The sequence below is a fragment of the Cellulosimicrobium sp. PMB13 genome (assembly GCF_051294865.1).
In the GTDB taxonomy this organism is placed as follows: Bacteria; Actinomycetota; Actinomycetes; order Actinomycetales; family Cellulomonadaceae; genus Cellulosimicrobium.
This window is the reverse complement of record NZ_CP145910.1, coordinates 635,888-651,129: the sequence shown is the minus strand read 5'-3', so window position 1 is coordinate 651,129 and position 15,242 is coordinate 635,888. Positions and strand designations below refer to the sequence as shown.

Below are 15,242 nucleotides of genomic sequence, written 5' to 3'. Positions count from 1 at the left end.
GCCCGCAGGGCTCTAGGCCCCGGTTCCGTCCTGCGGGCGCGCGCGGGGACGCGGGTCGGGGCCGCCGAACGCTGCCACCCGGTCCCAGAACCAGGCGGCCAGGGTCGGGGCGACCACCACGTCGTCGGAACCCGGACGCCGGAGCACGAGCCCGCGGTACATCGAGACGAGGTAGCCCCCGCGGTCGTCGGTCAGCACCTGGGCGTAGTCGTCGGCCAGACCGTCGTGCTTCCACTCGGGGTAGGCGGCGGGGTCCGCCTCGATCGCCGCGTCCAGCGCCTCGCTCTCCGCGCTCGACAGCAGCCGGAAGTCGCCGTCCGCCCGCCAGAGCGCCCCGGAGCCGGGCTCCTGGCCGTCGTGCCAGGCCAGGATCGCCCGATCACCCATCGTGGACTCACCGGCCGCGTCCCCGAGCCCCGTTCGCAGCGCGGCGCGCAGGTCGTCGGGCAGCACGTCGTCGAGAGCGGTGAACGCCGAGGGCAGGTCGATCCCGAGCATCCGCTCGCGCCGCTCCGTCCAGACGTTGCGGACCACCCCGGACGCGTGGACCTCGGCCAGCGTGATGCCCAGCCTCTCGGCGCTCGCCCGCACCTCGCGGACGACGGTGACCGCGCTCCGCGCGATCGCGTGCGTCGGGTCGAGCCGCAGCAGGCCCAGCGACACCTCCTCCGCGTCGTCGTAGCGGCCCGCGTGCACGTGAGCCCAGACGAGCGCCGTGCTCACGTACTCGTTGGACGGGTCGGCGCGCACCGCCTCCTCGGCCGCCGGGATGACCAGCTCGGCCGGGGCGACGCTCTCGAAGTGCGCGATCGTCCGTTCGGCGAGCGCGCCGGCCAGCTCGTCGGGGGCCGTGCGCGCACAGAGCGCGACCGCGTCGTCGAGCAGCCGCCAGCCGAGCTCCGGATCGCCCGCCATCGCCGTCGTGACGCCCAGCCGCATCAGGTTCGTCCAGGACTCCTGGTCCTCCTGGACGGCCGTCTCGGCCCACCGGCGGGCCTCGTCGTAGTTGCACGCGTACTTCTCGAGCTCGCACAGCGCCTCGACGGCGGCGAGGTGCGAGCCGTCGCGCGCACCGACCACGGTCAGCAGGATCGCGCGTGCCTCGTCGAGCTCGCCGCACGCCATGAGGTGCATGGCCAGAAGGCGCCGGGTCTCGCTGCGCCACGGCTCCTGGGCCAGGACGCGCCGGGCGATCCGCCCGACCTCGGGATGCGTCGGCTGGGCGTCGAAGAGCTCCCACGCCACGTCGTCGTCCCGCTCGACCAAGTCCACGCGGGGCTCGCCATGCCTGCCGGGACCGCCGTCTCGCCCGCCCGGGCCCGGCGCGCCGCTCACAGGCCGCGCTTCACGCGGTAGGCGCGCAGCTGGTCGAACGTGCCGTCGTCGACGCCGTACTCCAGGACCGGCGCGACCTGGTCGAACCACGACGTCGTCGACGGTGTGACGGCGCTCGCGGCGGCGAGCAGCGACTGCGTCGTCACCGGCACGACGGCGCCCGCCGCCATCGACGCGCTGAGCGCCTGCTGCAGCGCGGACTTCACCACGTGCGCGATGTCGGCGCCCGAGAACCCCTCGGTCGCCGCGGCGACGCGGATGACGTCGACGCCGTCGGACGGCTTGCCCTCGAGGTCGCCCTGGAGGATCGCGGCGCGCGCCACGGTGTCGGGCGGCAGGACCAGCACGGTCTTGTCGATGCGGCCGGGGCGGCGCAGCGCGGGGTCGATGTCCCAGGGCCGGTTCGTCGCGGCCAGGAAGTAGACGCCGTCGTTGGCGCTCGAGACGCCGTCGAGCTCTTCGAGCAGCTGGGTGACGATCATCCGCATCGACTGGGACCCGCCCCCGCCGGACGTCCGCCGGCCCCCGAGCGCGTCGAACTCGTCGAAGAAGATCACGCACGGCGCGGCGGAGCGCGCGTCGCGGAACACGCTGCGGATCGCCTTCTCGCTGTCGCCGATGTACTTGCTGATCAGGTCGGCCAGCGTGACGTGGATGAACGACGCCCCGAGGTCGCCGGCGATCGCGCGGGCGATGAACGTCTTGCCGCACCCGGGCGGGCCGTACATGAGGAGCGAGCCGCCGGGCTTCTGGCCGAACGCGGCGGCCAGGTCGGGGTTGCGCAGCGGGGCGAGGAACGTCAGGTCCAGGTGCTGCTTGACCTCGGCGAGCCCCGCGACGTCGGCGAGGGTCACGGCCGGCCGTTCCGCGTCCCACTCACCGCGCGCCGGTGCCCTGTCGTCGTCGACGTCGGTGTCGGCAGGCGCCGGGACCGGGGCGGGGGTCGGCTCGCTGGGCGGGGCGGCGGAGTCGCCGCGGAGCCGCGCGGCGACGAGGCGTGCCCGCAGCACGCGGACCCGGGCGGGGTCGCCGCCCCCTGCCTCGAACGTGTCCAGCTCCGCCGCGGCGCGGTCCGGGTCAGCCTGCAGCAGCAGCGTGATGAAGTCCTCGCGCAGCGCGAGGTTCTGCGGGTCGCGGCCCACCTCGGTCGCGATCATCTCGAGGAAGTCGTCGTCTGCCATCTGCTGCCTTCCGTCGTTCGGCGGCAGCAGGGCACAGTCCCCGCACTGCGGCGGCCGGTCGTCACCCCGACGCCCGGCGGAACGTCGAGGACCTTGCCCCCGACATCCTAGGTGGCTGCCCGGACCGAGTCGCGAGGCGACCCTGGCGCGGTGTCCTCCACGAACCGAGGGCGGCAGGCGAACCAGCCCGCGACGAGCCCGGGGACGGCGGTGGCGGCAAGCGCCAGGAGGGGGACCGACCACGATCCGGTCGCCTCGCGCAGCAGGCCCAGGCCGATCGGGCCGAGGCACGCGAGCCCGTAGCCGATCCCCTGGACGAAGCCCGACACCGCCGAGGCGGAGTGCGGCGTCCTCGTCCGACGGTTGATGAGGGTCATGCAGAGCGGGAAGGTGCTGACCCCGATCCCCAGCGCGCACACCCAGAGCACGGTCCCGTCGAGCGGTGAGAGCAGCAGGCCCAGGTACCCGGCCACCAGGACGACGGCGCACACCACCACCACGACGAAGGGGTTCGCCATCCGGGTGGCCAGGTGCGGGACCACCAGGGCCGCCACGACGCCCCAAACCGAGTACAGGCCGACCATGGAGCCGCCCAGGGCGACGCTGCCCCCCGCGTCGGTGAGGACGGCCGGGAGCCACGTGATGATCCCGTAGTTGGACAGCGAGATCATCGCGAACAGGACGACCAGGCCCCAGACGGTCGACGACCGGCCCACCCTCGGTCGCGTGCCGACGGCGGTCGACGCCACGGGCGCGTGGTGGTCGGCGGGGAGTTTGGTCGCCAGCACGAGCCAGACCACGGCGGCGAGGGCCGCCGGCCCCGCCCAGATCCCGACCGAGAACCGCCAGGACGACGCCTCCGCGACCGGCACCGCCAGGAACGGCGCGACGAACTGACCCGTCTGCAGGAGGAGCAGGTAGAGCGACGTCCACAGCGCGATGCGGTCGGGGAACCAGGACTTCACCAGGGGGACGATGACGACGTTCGCCGCTCCGATCCCGGCCAGCGCCAGCACGGTCGACGCCACCAGCAGGGCGGGCGTCAGGGACAGGGCGCGCAGCAGGAGCGACACAGCCGTCAGCCCCAGCGCCACGGTGGCCGTGCGCTCGAGCCCGAACCTCCGCGTCACCGCCGGGGCGAGGAACCCGAAGACGGCGAACGACGCCGCGGGAACCGTGCCGAGCAGGCCGGCCAGCGCCACCCCGAAACCGAGGTCCGCTCCGATGATCTCGAGGAGCGGCGTGAACCCGGTCACCGCCGTCCGCAGGTTCAGCGCCGTGAGCGCGACGGCGAGCCCGGCCCACACGGTCAGGCGTCCGGGGCGCGCCGGAGCGCGCGAGGGTGAGAGGGTCGTCACGCTACGCTCCACGATGAGTCGGCGGATGATGGGATCATGGGATGAATCGCGAGAAGTCTGGCACAGGGGAGCCGGTGCGTCGAGTAGGCCTCATCGACCAGGCGGCCGCCCGGTTCCGCGACGAGGTGGTCTCGGAACGCTGGCCGGTCGGCGAGCGCATCCCGACCGAGGCCGCGCTCGTCGCCGAGTTCGGGATCGGCCGGAACACCGTCCGCGAGGCGCTCCAGTCGCTGGTGCACGCCGGTCTGCTGCGCCGCGAGCAGGGACGGGGGACGTTCGTCATCTCCCGCTCCGAGCTGAACGGCACGCTCGGACGACAGCTCGCCGGGGGCAGCCGTCGCCACTACCTCGAGCTGCGCCTCGCACTGGACCTGACCGCAGCGGCGCTCGCCGCCGAGAGCCGCACGGACGCCGACGTCGAGCTCTTGCGCGAGCTGTGCGACAGTCGGGGGGCGGCGTGGTCGGCCGAGGACCGTGACGCGCTCACGAGCGCGGACCTGGCCCTGCACCGCGCGATCGTGGCGGCGACGCACAACCCTCTCTACGTCACGCTGTACTCGAGCATGCTCGACGTCTTCGCCGTCCACATGCGCGACGAGGAGGTCGAGGACGAGGAGTCGGCGCACCGCCGCCACCGCGAGCTGGTCGAGGCGATCGCCGACGGCGACGCCGACCGCGCCGCGGCGTCGGTGGCCTCCATCTTCGACCCGTTCATGCGCTGACCGCGCCGCGTCAGCGCGCGTCCGCCACGTCCGCCGGGGGACCTGCCGGGAACGCGCGCCGCGCGACGAGCACCATGACCAGCGCCGCGAGGATCATCGCCGCCCCGACGAACGGGACGACGTCGAGCCCGGCCCCGGCGAGGACGAGAGCACCGATCGCGGCCCCGCCGCCGATGCCGAGGTTCGCCGTCGTGTTGACGAGCGCGCCGGTCATGTCCGGAGAGGCGCCGTGGGCCTTGATGGCCGCCGACTGGAAGACCGAGGCGACGCCACCGAACCCGGCGCTCCACACCGCCGTCGCGACCAGGACCCCGACGAGACCGGGGAAGGTCAGGCCGAGCGCGAGCAGCCCGCCCCCGACGGCCACGAGCATGACGACCGTGGTGCGCCGCGGCCAGCGGTCGAGCCGGGCCGCGGCGAACGCGGTGCCCACGAGCCCGAGCGCCCCGAGGACGAGCAGCGCCGGCCCGAGCGCGGACTCGGTGAGACCGGCCGCGAGCAGCAGCACGGACACGTACGTGTACACCGTGTACTGGCCGAGGTACGTCAGGGCGTTGGTCGTCACCACCACGGCGAGCGCCGCGCGCCGGGCCGACCGCGCGGCGTCGGCGGGCGGCGCACCGCCACCCGGGACGGGCGGGAGCAGCCACGCGATGAGGAGCGTCGTCACCGCGCAGACGCCGGCGAGGACCACGAACGACGCGCGCCAGCCGACGGCGGCACCGAGCGCCGTCGACAGGGGGACGCCGAGCACGAACCCGGCGCTCGCTCCCGACGTCACGAGCGCGAGCGCGCGACCCGTCAGGTGCGGCCGGACCAGTCGCGACGCGTAGCCGATGCTCACCGAGAAGAACACGGCGTGCGACGCGCCGCCGAGCGCCCGCGCTGCCGCCACCACGGCGAACGTCGGCGCGACGGCGACGAGCACGTTGCTCAACGTGTAGACCCCGAGCGTCGTGAGCAGCAGGCCCTTGCGCGGGAGCCGGCGGGTGCCGAGCGTCAGCGGCACGGCGAGCGCGGCGACCATGAGCGCGTAGGCCGTCACGAGCAGGCCCGCCACGGACTCCGTGACGTCCAGGTCCGTGCTGATCAGCGGGAGGAGGCCGATGGGCACGAGCTCGGTCGTGATCGCGACGAACGTCGCGAGGCTCAGCGCGACGATCCCCCCGGCTGCCTCGCGGATCCCCGCGCGGACGGCTGGCCGTGTCATCGGGCGGTCAGCGCGGCAGGTGCGTCTCGACCAGCTCGACGATCGCCGGGTCGTCGGGCTCGGTGCGCGGCCGGAACCGGTGCACCGCGCCGCCCGGGACGACGACGAACTTCTCGAAGTTCCACGTCACGCGCCCGGCCTTGCCGTCGGCGTCGGGCGTCTTCTTGAGCTCGGTGTACAGCGGGTGCTCGTGCCGCCCGTTGACGCGCACGCGGTCGACGACGGGGAACGTCACGCCATACGTCAGGGAGCAGAACTCCTGGACCGCCTCGTTGCTGCCGAGCTCCTGGAGGAACTGGTTGCTCGGGAAGCCGATGACCTGGAAGCCGCGCTCGCCGTACTCCTTCTGCATCCGCTCGAGCGTCGCGTACTGGGGCGCGAGCCCGCACCGCGAGGCGACGTTGACGACGAGGACCACGTCGTCGCGGTGCTCGCCGAGGGTGTGGGTCGAGCCGTCCATCGCCTGGAACGGGATGTCGTAGAGGGTCATACGGCCCATCCTGCACCGTCGTGGCCCGAGCCCCGTCGCGAGATCGACCCGCACGTCGTGAGATCGACCTTCAGAGGGTCGACGTCGCGACGGGCGGGTCGATCTCGGTACGGTCGACACAGACGGGCGACGTGGCCCGGCGAGTGGTGGAGGAGACGGCATGCGGATCGACGGCACGGTGGCGCTCGTGACGGGAGGAGCGTCCGGGCTGGGACGTGCGACGGTCGAAGGGCTGGTCGACGCCGGGGCGCGCGTCGTCGTGGCCGACCTCGCGTCGTCGGACGGCGCCGCGGTCGCCGGCGCGCTGGGCGACGCCGTGCGCTTCGTCCCCACCGACGTCACGAGCGAGGACGACGTCGCCCGCGCACTCGACGCCGCCGACGACCTGGGCGGGGCTCGCGTCGTGGTGAGCTGCGCCGGCATCGTCCTCGCGCAGCGCGTGCTCGGCAAGCAGGGCGTGCACGCGCTCGACGCGTTCCGGCGGGTCGTCGACGTCAACCTCGTGGGGACGTTCAACGTCGTGCGCCTCGCCGCCGAGCGCATGCTGGCGCTCGACCCGCTCCCCGACGCGCCCGACGGCGCGGGGGAGGAGCGTGGCGTCGTCGTGCAGACCGCCTCGGTCGCCGCGACCGACGGCCAGGTCGGCCAGGCCGCGTACGCGGCGTCGAAGGCGGGCGTCGCGGGACTCACCCTCCCGCTCGCCCGCGACCTCGCGCAGCACCGCATCCGCGCCATGACGATCGCGCCCGGCATCTTCCGGACCCCGATGATGGCGTCGCTGCCCCCGGAGGCCCAGGACTCCCTCGCGGCGCAGGTACCGCACCCGAGCCGGCTCGGACGCCCGGAGGAGTACGCGCGGCTCGTGCGCGCGATCGTGGAGAACCCCATGCTCAACGGCGAGGTGATCCGCCTCGACGGCGCGATCCGGATGGCGCCGCGCTGACATGCGACCCGACCCGACGGCCACCGCCCCGCCGCTCGACGCCGCGACCTTCCGCGCCGAGCTGCTCGCTCTCGCGACGCGCGAGCAGAAGCGGCAGTACGCGCGGTTCTTCCCCGGCGACGCCTCGTTCGCGGGCGTCCGCATGGGCGACGTCTTCACGCTCGCGAAGCGCTCGCTCGCGATGCCGGTCGGCGAGATCGAGCGGCTCCTCGAGGACCAGGTCCACGAGGTCCGCGCCGGTGCGTGCTCGATCATGGGCAAGGCGTCGACGGCGCGCCGCGTCGAGCCGGCGCGGCACGCCGAGCTCGTCGGGCTCCTGCTGCGTCGTCACGACCGCGTCGACGCGTGGGACCTCGTCGACCTCACGGCGCACCAGGTGCTCGGTACGTGGCTGCTCGACCGGCCGCGCGACCCGCTCTACGAGCTCGCGCGCGCCGCGGACTGGCCGCGGCGGCGCACGGCGGTCGTCGCCACGGCCGCGTTCCTGCGCAAGGGCCAGGTCGACGACACGCTCGCGCTCGCGGAGGTCCTGCGTGACGATCCCGAGCCGTTCGTCCAGAAGGGCGTCGGCTGGATGCTGCGCGTGGTGGGCGACGTCGAGCCGGAACGGTTCCGTGCGTTCCTCGACGAGCACGCCGGCGCGATGCCCCGGGCGACGTTGCGCGCCGCCGTCGAGAAGCTGCCTCCTGCCGAGCGCAAGGCGTGGGCGGCGTCGTGACCGCCGCCCGGCCGGCACCGAGAGGTCGGCCGGGGTCCGGCGCGGCTCAGCCGACCGCCGCGGCGCCGAGGAGGCCGAGGCCGAAGAGCGTCCAGTCGTTGATGATGTGCGCCCCTGCGGAGACAGCGAGGTTCTTGGTGAGCAGGTACGGGACGAACAGGACGACGCGCGCCACGCCGATGATCAGCAGGCACTGCGGCAGGTTCCAGTCGTACGTCGGCAGGTGGATCAGCGCGAAGAGCACGGCGGCGACGGCGACGGCGACCGTGACCGAGGCGCGCCGGCCCAGCCGCCACGCGACGGTCGCCAGGGTCAGCACGGCCAGGAACGGCACGACCGTGAAGACCTCCTCGCCGACCAGCTGCGGGACCATGCTGAGGAAGTACGCGATCCGGTCGCCCGTCCCGAGGTCGGCGAGCGCCGCGCCCGTCGGGTTGGGGGTGGCCTCGAACAGGGACGACACGAGCACGCCCACCAGGAACGTCACGACGACGTTGAGCACCGCGAACCCGACCATGAGGCCGACGTCGCGACCGCGCACCCGGCGGAAGAGCGTGCCCCACGCCGCGCGCAGGCCCCCCAGTGCCCACGCGAGGGCGAGCAGCGGCAGGCCGGCGAACAGGACGCCGCGCACCACGATGCTCAGCCAGGGCGGTCCCGGCACGCCGACGAGCAGGTCGCACGCGGCGGCCACGAGCCACGCTCCGAGGAGCACCGCCCACTGGACGCCCGTGAGCCGCCGCGGGTCACCGGCGTAGAGGGGGAAGTCGCGACCGCGGGCGGGGGTGCCGATCGCGGCGAGGGTCGTGCCGTCGCCGGTCGGTGCCGCACTGCTCATGGTGGTTCTCCTGGGTGACGGTGGGCGCACTGCGGCGCGGCCGGTGCGGGCGCCCCGAGCAGTATGGGCCGCCGACGCCCCGACCGCTCGCCGGTCGCTCACCCGGCCCTGCGACGCCTCCCACCGCGCGCGGTGCGATGCTGGCCGGGTGCGCGTCGAACCGGTGTCCGAGGAGGTCCTCGTCCGACGCGTGGTCGACGTCGTGCTCGCCCGCCCGGTCGGGCCCGGCGCCCTGCGCGTGCTCGTCGACGGGCATCCCTCGACCCGCCCGGAGGCGCTCGCCGACGCGCTCGCCGACCCGTTGCGCGCCGCGGGCAGGCCGGTCGCCCGGCTGCACGTGGCGGACTTCTGGCGGGCCGCGTCGCTGCGGCTCGAGCGGGGACGCCAGGACCCGGACGCGCTGCTCGAGGACCGGATCGACGTCGCCGGTCTCAATCGCGAGGTGCTCGACGCCGTCGGGCCGGGCGGCCGGGGACGGTACCTGCCGAGCCTGCGCGACCCGGTGACGGACCGCGCGACGCGCGCGGCGTACGTCGAGGTGGAGCCGGGGCTCGTCGTCGTGCTCGACGGGTCGCTCGCGCTCGGGCGGGGACTCGCGACGGACCTCACGGTGCACCTCGCGCTCCGCCCGGCGACGCTCGAGCGCCGGACCGCGATCGCCGACGCCTGGACGATCCCGGCCTACGAGCGGTACGCGGCGGAGGTCTCGCCGGAGGTGGTCGCGGACCTCGTGGTGCGGGTCGACGACGCTCGGCACCCCGCGCTCGTGGAGCGGTGACGTCCCTGGTCCTCGCCGTGCGGGACGTCGCCGCGCGTGGAACTCTCGAACCCTGCCCGCCGAGCGAAGGAGTCCTCATGACCCGTCCTGCTGTCGAGCCGCTCGCCGTCCCCACGACCGATGCCGGCCTGCCGGTGTCCCGCCCGCCCGCCAACTTCGTGCCCGTCCGCAGCTGGCGCCTCGACTCGCTCGACGGGCTGTCGGCGCTGCGCCGCGAGCTCGGGGCGGTGCTCGGTCAGGCGGAGCCCGGAGCGGACGCCGGGCTCGCGCAGACGCCGGAGAAGGTCGTGCTCGTCGCGTCCGAGCTGGCGACGAACGCGCTGGAGCACGGACTGCCCCCGACGGTGGTGAGCCTCTCGCGGGACGACGACCTGTGGCTCCTGGACATCGCCGACCACGAGCGCGGCGTTCCTCCGGTGTACGCCGGCGAGCGGATCCCGGGGGCGGGCGGCATGGGCCTGCACCTGGCGCGGCAGCTGGCTCTCGACGTGGGCTGGTACACGACCGGGACGACGAAGAACGTGTGGGTGACGTTTCCCGTCGACCGGCATCACGGGGGCGACGCGCCGCTACGCTGACGAGAGCAGCGCCTCGCAGGGTTGGCGAAATTCTCCATATTCTGACTTTGTGGTGAAACTTTATGCCACAATGACGGCGTGCCCACCCCTGCTCGTGACGCCGCCTGGATCGTCGCGCTCGACGTGGGCGGCTCCGGGAGCCGGCTCGTCGCGCGCCGGCCGACCGCTGCGCTCGCCGGGGCGGGGGCGAGCCCCGACGACGTCGTCCTCGCCGGCCGTCCGGTCGCGATCCGGCCCGACGGGAGCGACGCGGTCGACGTCGTGCGCGAGCTGCTGGCACGTCTGCGCGACGACGCGCCGCACGTGACCGGGGTCGTCGCCGCGGTCGCCGGGGTGACGGGACTCGCGACGCTCGTGCGCGACCCGGCGGAGCTGCACGCCGCGCTCCGCGAGAACCTCGCGGCGTCCGGCGCGGCAACGGCCCCCGCGCCGTTCCGGTCGGCCGTCGCGGCCGACGCGCTCACCGCGCACCTCGGGGCGCTGGGTGGGCGCGGTGGAGCAGTCGTGGCCGTCGGGACGGGAGCGATCGCGCTCGGCACGGACCTGCGCACGACGTGGCAGCGGGTCGACGGCTGGGGGCACCTCCTCGGCGACCTCGGCGCGGGCTCGTGGATCGGCGCCCAGGGTCTGCGCGCCGCGGTCGCCGCGCACGACGGCCGGGCGAACGGCGCGTCCGCCGGCCTGCTGGACGCCGCCACCGCGCGGTTCGGGCCTGTACAGGAGTGGCCGGTGCAGCTGTACACCCGCGCGGACCGTGCGCAGGTCCTCGCCTCGTTCACGCCGGACGTCGCGGGCGCCGCAGGAGCGGGCGACGCCGTCGCCCGGCAGATCCTCGCGGGCGCGGGCACCCACCTCGCGACGACGCTGGCCGCGGCGGTGGTCGACGGCGTCCCGCCCCTCGCTGCGGCGACGGGCGGCGTTCTCACGATCGGGCCGCTCCTCACCGGGCCGTTCCGCGCCCGCCTCGCCGTGCTGCGGCCGGACGTCGAGCTCGTCGAGCCGTCGGGCACGCCGCTGGACGGTGCGCTGCTCCTGGCCGGGCGCCTCGTGCGGGACCCGGGGGACGTCGTCGGGCACGCGCCGTGGCTCACCGTCTCCGGCGTGGCTCGCGCCGCACCGCCGCCCGAGCCGCCGGCCGCACCTCGCACCGCTCCGCACGCCGACCTCACCGAGGAGGAACCCGATGGCCGCTGACGGTCTCGTCCGCATCCGCCAGGCCCTGCCCACGCTGCGCCCCGCCGAGGTGCGCATCGCGGAGGCCGTGCTCGACGACCCGGCGTCCGTGGTCGGCAAGACGATCACGGAGCTCGCGGCGCACGTCGGCACGTCGCAGGCGACGGTCGTCCGGTTCTGCCGCGCCGTGGGGTACGCCGGGTACCCCGAGTTCCGCATCGATCTCGCGCAGGCCACGAGCCGGCGCGCCGTCGAGCAGGAGCGGGCGAACGTCGCGCACGGCGAGATCGACCCGGACGACACCGTGCAGGACGTCGTCGAGAAGATCGCGTTCCACGAGGCGCGGACCATCGAGGAGACGGCGCGCGCGCTCGACCTGGAGGCGCTCGAGGCCGTCGCGGCAGCGGTGGCCGCGGCGCCGCGCATCGACCTGTTCGGCGTGGGGTCGAGCGGCCTCACCGCGCAGGACCTCGCGCAGAAGCTCCAGCGCATCGGGCTCGTGTGCTTCGCGTCGCAGGACCCGCACGTGCAGCTCCAGTCGGCGGCGCTGCTCGGGCCGGGCGCGGTGGCGCTCGGCGTCTCGCACAGCGGCCTCACGGTCGAGACCAACCACGCGCTGCGCATCGCGCACGAGCGGGGTGCGACGACCGTCGCCGTCACCAACTTCCCCGAGTCGCCGCTGGTGGAGCACGCCGACCTCGTCCTCACGACGACGGCACGCGAGACCCAGTTCCGCTCGGGCGCGCTGTCGAGCCGCATCGCTCAGCTCGCGCTCGTCGACTTCCTCTTCGTGCGCGTGGCGCAGCGCCTGTTCGACCGCACGACGGAGAACCTGCGTGCGACCTACGAGGCGGTGCAACCCCACCGGCTCGGCTACGAGCGTCGGGCCCGGCCGTGACGTCCCGCCGGCCGCGCGCCGCCGAGACGGGAGAATCGACCCCGGTTCCGCGCGATTCCGGGGCGTCTTCTCACGTCTCGGCCGGCGGCGGTCGGGGTTTCGAGCTCCGCGCCGACCTCCTGACCCGGGTCGCGCACGCGCACGACGCCTCGCACTACCTGCTGCGGCCTGAGCTGGTCGTGCGGGCGCACGACCGGGACGGCGTCGTCGGCGCGCTGCGCGAGGCGCACCGGCGCGGTCTGCCCGTGACGTTCCGCTCGGGCGGGACGAGCCTGTCGGGGCAGGCGTCGGGCGGCGGCATGCTCGTCGACACGCGTACGCGGTTCACGCGCGTCGAGGTGCTCGACGGCGGCGCGCGCGTGCGGTGCGAGCCCGGCGCCACGCTGCGGCTCGTCAACGCGCACCTGCTCCGGTACGGGCGCCGGCTCGGCCCGGACCCCGCGAGCGAGATCGCGTGCACGATCGGCGGGGTCGTCGCGAACAACTCGAGCGGGATGTCCTCGGGCACGGCGCGCACCGCGTACCGGACCGTCGAGTCGATGACGGTCGTGCTCGCCGACGGGACGGTGCTCGACACGGGTGCCCCGGACGCCGACGCGCGTCTGCGCGCCGTCCGCCCCGACGTCCACGCGGGCCTCGCGGCGCTGCGCGACCGCGTGCGGTCGAGCGTGACCGCGCGCGCCGAGATCGAGCGCCAGTTCGCGATGAAGAACACCATGGGCTACTCGGTCAACGCGCTGCTCGACCACGACGAGCCGGTGCGGATCCTCGAGCACCTGATGATCGGGTCCGAGGGGACGCTCGGCTGGGTCGCCGACGTCACGTTCCGCACCGTTCCGCTGCTCACCCACGCCGCGACCACGCTCCTCGTGCTCGACTCGATCGAGCGCGCGACCGACGCCCTCGTCCCGCTCGCGGCGTCGGGCGCCGAGGCCGTCGAGCTGCTCGACGCCGCGTCGCTGCGGGTGGCCGCCGCCGACCCGGCCGCGGACCCCTCGATGCGCGCGCTCGCCGCGGGACCCGGCATCACGGAGCAGACCGCGCTGCTCGTCGAGTACCGCGCCGCCACGGCCGAGGCGCTGGCGCCGCTGCAGGAGGCGGCCCGTGACGTCGTCGGCTCCCTCGCTGCCTCGCTCGATCCCGCCGCAGTGCCCACGGTGACGACCGACGGCGCGACGCGCGAGCGCCTGTGGCGCGTGCGCAAGGGCCTGTACACCGCGGTCGCCGGCGCGCGGCCCGCGGGCAGCACGGCGCTGCTCGAGGACGTCGCCGTTCCCGTCGCCGACCTCACTGCGACGGTGCGCGACCTCTCCGGGGTCTTCGCCCGCCACGGGTACGACGACGCCGTGACGTTCGGGCACGCGAAGGACGGCAACCTGCACTTCATGATCACGCCGCGCCTCGGCGACCGCGCGGAGCTCGCTCGCTACGCCGCCTTCAGCGAGGACCTCGTGGACCTCGTCCTCGACCACGGCGGGACGCTCAAGGCGGAGCACGGCACGGGCCGCATCATGGCGCCGTTCGTGCGACGCCAGTACGGCGACGAGCTCTACGACGTCATGCGCGAGGTCAAGCGGCTGCTCGACCCGCTGGGCCTGCTCAACCCGGGCGTCGTGCTCAGCGACGACCCCGAGGAGCACCTGCGGAACCTCAAGGTCGAGGCGTCGGCGGGCGGCGAGGACGCCCCGCTCGTGGACCGCTGCGTCGAGTGCGGCTACTGCGAGCCGGGCTGCCCGTCGCGCACCGTCACGACGACGCCCCGCCAGCGCATCGCGCTGCTCAAGGAGATGTCGTCCGCGAGCCCGGCGGAGCGCGCCGAGCTCGAGCGCGACTACGGGTACCAGGCCGTGCAGACGTGCGCCGTCGACTCGCTGTGCGTCGAGGCGTGCCCGGTCGGCATCGACACCGGCACCGTGATGAAGGGTCACCGCGCCCGGGCTCACGGTCCGCTCGTGCGCCGCGGGGGAGAGGTCGCCGCCGAGCACTGGGGCGGCGTCCTCACGGGCGTGCGCGGCGTGCTCGCCGTCGCCGACGCGCTGCCGACGCCGCTCGTGCGCGGGGCGTCGCAGGTCGGCCGCGCGCTCCTCGGTGCCGACGCCGTGCCGCTCGCCGACGACGACCTCCCCGGCCCGGGCCCGCGCCGCGAGCCGAGGTCAGAGGTTCCCGGGGCGTCCGCGCGCCCGGACCCCGAGGTGCGCGCGGTGCTGTTCGCGTCCTGCACGGGCGAGATGTTCGCGCCCGCGGCGGGTGGCCTCGGCGCCGCGGCCGCGCTGCGGGCGCTGTGCGAGCGCGCAGGTGTCGGGCTCGCCGTCCCCGCCGGGGTGGGCGGCCTGTGCTGCGGCACGCCGTGGTCGTCCAAGGGCCTGCCCGACGGCGCGGCGACCATGGCGCGTCGGGTGCTGGACACGCTGTGGGTCGCCACGCGCCAGGGCGAGCTGCCCGTCGTGTGCGACGCGTCGAGCTGCACGCACGGTCTCGTCGAGTCGGGGCACCGGCTGGCGGACGACCCCGAGGCCTACGCGCGGTGGGCGAGGCTCCCGTTCGTCGACGCCGTGACGTTCGTGCGCACCGACGTGCTGCCGGCCCTCGCGGACCGGGGCGTGGAGATCGCGAGGGTGGGGGACGTCGTCGTGCACCCCACGTGCGCGAGCGTGCACCTGGGCGTCGTGGACGACCTGCGGGCGGTGGCCGAGGCCGTCGCGGAGCGCGCCGAGGTGCCGTCCGCGTGGGGCTGCTGCGGCTTCGCGGGCGACCGCGGGATGCTGCACCCCGAGCTGACGGCGGCGGCCACGCACGCGGAGAGCGCCGAGGTCGCGCGACGTGCCGCGGCGCTGCCGGGCGGCCGCTTCGACGCGTTCGTGTCGAGCAACCGCACGTGCGAGACGGGGATGTCCCGCGCCACGGGCCACGACTACGTCCACGTCCTCGAGCTCCTGGAGGCCGCGACGCGTCCGACGCCGCCCACGGGAGCCTTCATCGGCGAGGCTGCGACTTTTGATTGACAGCCGATTAAAGGCTCG

The 15,242-nt window shown here is 74.9% G+C and carries 14 protein-coding genes; 8 read left to right on the top strand and 6 right to left on the bottom strand.

Annotated elements, in window-relative coordinates; translation table 11 throughout:
• Positions 1-12 precede the first annotated feature (12 nt).
• The 3 genes from V5D56_RS03100 to V5D56_RS03090 all read right to left on the bottom strand — a co-directional run bounded on the left by V5D56_RS03100 (position 13) and on the right by V5D56_RS03090 (position 3,874).
• Positions 13-1,272, bottom strand: a complete 1,260-nt coding sequence (locus V5D56_RS03100) for a tetratricopeptide repeat protein (RefSeq protein ID WP_435737606.1) — start codon at positions 1,270-1,272, stop codon at positions 13-15.
• 59 nt (positions 1,273-1,331) lie between these two features.
• Positions 1,332-2,516, bottom strand: coding sequence for an ATP-binding protein (locus V5D56_RS03095; protein WP_435737605.1), 1,185 nt, complete (start codon positions 2,514-2,516; stop codon positions 1,332-1,334).
• Positions 2,517-2,623: 107 nt separating this feature from the next.
• Entirely contained in the window at positions 2,624-3,874 is a 1,251-nt protein-coding gene (locus V5D56_RS03090; protein ID WP_435737604.1) for an MFS transporter, read from the bottom strand.
• Between the two features lie 74 nt (positions 3,875-3,948).
• Between V5D56_RS03090 and V5D56_RS03085 the strand changes: the two genes are divergently transcribed.
• Positions 3,949-4,596, top strand: a complete 648-nt coding sequence (locus tag V5D56_RS03085) for a FadR/GntR family transcriptional regulator (RefSeq protein WP_435737603.1) — start codon at positions 3,949-3,951, stop codon at positions 4,594-4,596.
• A gap of 10 nt (positions 4,597-4,606) precedes the next feature.
• On the opposite strand, the gene V5D56_RS03080 is transcribed toward V5D56_RS03085, so the two are convergent.
• Together V5D56_RS03080 and V5D56_RS03075 are read right to left on the bottom strand one after the other, a co-directional pair.
• Positions 4,607-5,806, bottom strand: a complete 1,200-nt coding sequence (locus V5D56_RS03080; protein WP_435737602.1) for an MFS transporter — start codon at positions 5,804-5,806, stop codon at positions 4,607-4,609.
• 7 nt (positions 5,807-5,813) lie between these two features.
• A complete protein-coding gene (locus V5D56_RS03075; protein ID WP_435737601.1) occupies positions 5,814-6,296 on the bottom strand; it encodes a glutathione peroxidase in 483 nt (160 codons plus the stop codon).
• 160 nt (positions 6,297-6,456) lie between these two features.
• On the opposite strand from V5D56_RS03075, the gene V5D56_RS03070 reads away from it, so the two are divergent.
• Entirely contained in the window at positions 6,457-7,239 is a 783-nt protein-coding gene (locus V5D56_RS03070) for an SDR family NAD(P)-dependent oxidoreductase (RefSeq protein ID WP_435737600.1), read from the top strand.
• 1 nt (position 7,240) lies between these two features.
• The gene (locus tag V5D56_RS03065) at positions 7,241-7,957 is read left to right on the top strand and encodes a DNA alkylation repair protein (protein WP_435737599.1); all 717 of its coding nucleotides are present in this window, start codon (positions 7,241-7,243) and stop codon (positions 7,955-7,957) included.
• A 46-nt stretch (positions 7,958-8,003) separates the two neighbouring features.
• Here V5D56_RS03065 and V5D56_RS03060 read toward each other — a convergent pair whose 3' ends face one another.
• Entirely contained in the window at positions 8,004-8,795 is a 792-nt protein-coding gene (locus tag V5D56_RS03060) for a CPBP family glutamic-type intramembrane protease (protein WP_435737598.1), read from the bottom strand.
• Positions 8,796-8,943: 148 nt separating this feature from the next.
• On the opposite strand from V5D56_RS03060, the gene V5D56_RS03055 reads away from it, so the two are divergent.
• From V5D56_RS03055 to V5D56_RS03035, 5 genes are all read left to right on the top strand, one after another.
• Complete coding sequence (locus tag V5D56_RS03055; RefSeq protein WP_435737597.1) at positions 8,944-9,573, top strand: uridine kinase; 630 nt, start codon at positions 8,944-8,946, stop codon at positions 9,571-9,573.
• Positions 9,574-9,650: 77 nt separating this feature from the next.
• The gene (locus tag V5D56_RS03050) at positions 9,651-10,151 is read left to right on the top strand and encodes an ATP-binding protein (protein WP_435737596.1); all 501 of its coding nucleotides are present in this window, start codon (positions 9,651-9,653) and stop codon (positions 10,149-10,151) included.
• 78 nt (positions 10,152-10,229) lie between these two features.
• The gene (locus tag V5D56_RS03045) at positions 10,230-11,345 is read left to right on the top strand and encodes an N-acetylglucosamine kinase (protein ID WP_435737595.1); all 1,116 of its coding nucleotides are present in this window, start codon (positions 10,230-10,232) and stop codon (positions 11,343-11,345) included.
• Positions 11,335-12,222, top strand: a complete 888-nt coding sequence (locus V5D56_RS03040) for a MurR/RpiR family transcriptional regulator (protein ID WP_435737594.1) — start codon at positions 11,335-11,337, stop codon at positions 12,220-12,222. Before V5D56_RS03045 ends, V5D56_RS03040 begins: the two co-directional genes overlap by 11 nt.
• Complete coding sequence (locus V5D56_RS03035; protein ID WP_435737593.1) at positions 12,219-15,224, top strand: FAD-binding and (Fe-S)-binding domain-containing protein; 3,006 nt, start codon at positions 12,219-12,221, stop codon at positions 15,222-15,224. The genes V5D56_RS03040 and V5D56_RS03035 overlap by 4 nt, the downstream gene beginning before the upstream one ends.
• The last annotated feature ends 18 nt before the right edge of the window (positions 15,225-15,242 follow it).

Coding starts and splice junctions, on each gene's coding strand:
- V5D56_RS03095 (WP_435737605.1), bottom strand. CDS start 2,516: ATGGCAGACGACGACTTCCTCGAGATGATCGCGACCGAGGTGGGCCGC.
- V5D56_RS03080 (WP_435737602.1), bottom strand. CDS start 5,806: ATGACACGGCCAGCCGTCCGCGCGGGGATCCGCGAGGCAGCCGGGGGG.
- V5D56_RS03075 (WP_435737601.1), bottom strand. CDS start 6,296: ATGACCCTCTACGACATCCCGTTCCAGGCGATGGACGGCTCGACCCAC.
- V5D56_RS03070 (WP_435737600.1), top strand. CDS start 6,457: ATGCGGATCGACGGCACGGTGGCGCTCGTGACGGGAGGAGCGTCCGGG.
- V5D56_RS03065 (WP_435737599.1), top strand. CDS start 7,241: ATGCGACCCGACCCGACGGCCACCGCCCCGCCGCTCGACGCCGCGACC.
- V5D56_RS03060 (WP_435737598.1), bottom strand. CDS start 8,795: ATGAGCAGTGCGGCACCGACCGGCGACGGCACGACCCTCGCCGCGATC.
- V5D56_RS03050 (WP_435737596.1), top strand. CDS start 9,651: ATGACCCGTCCTGCTGTCGAGCCGCTCGCCGTCCCCACGACCGATGCC.
- V5D56_RS03040 (WP_435737594.1), top strand. CDS start 11,335: ATGGCCGCTGACGGTCTCGTCCGCATCCGCCAGGCCCTGCCCACGCTG.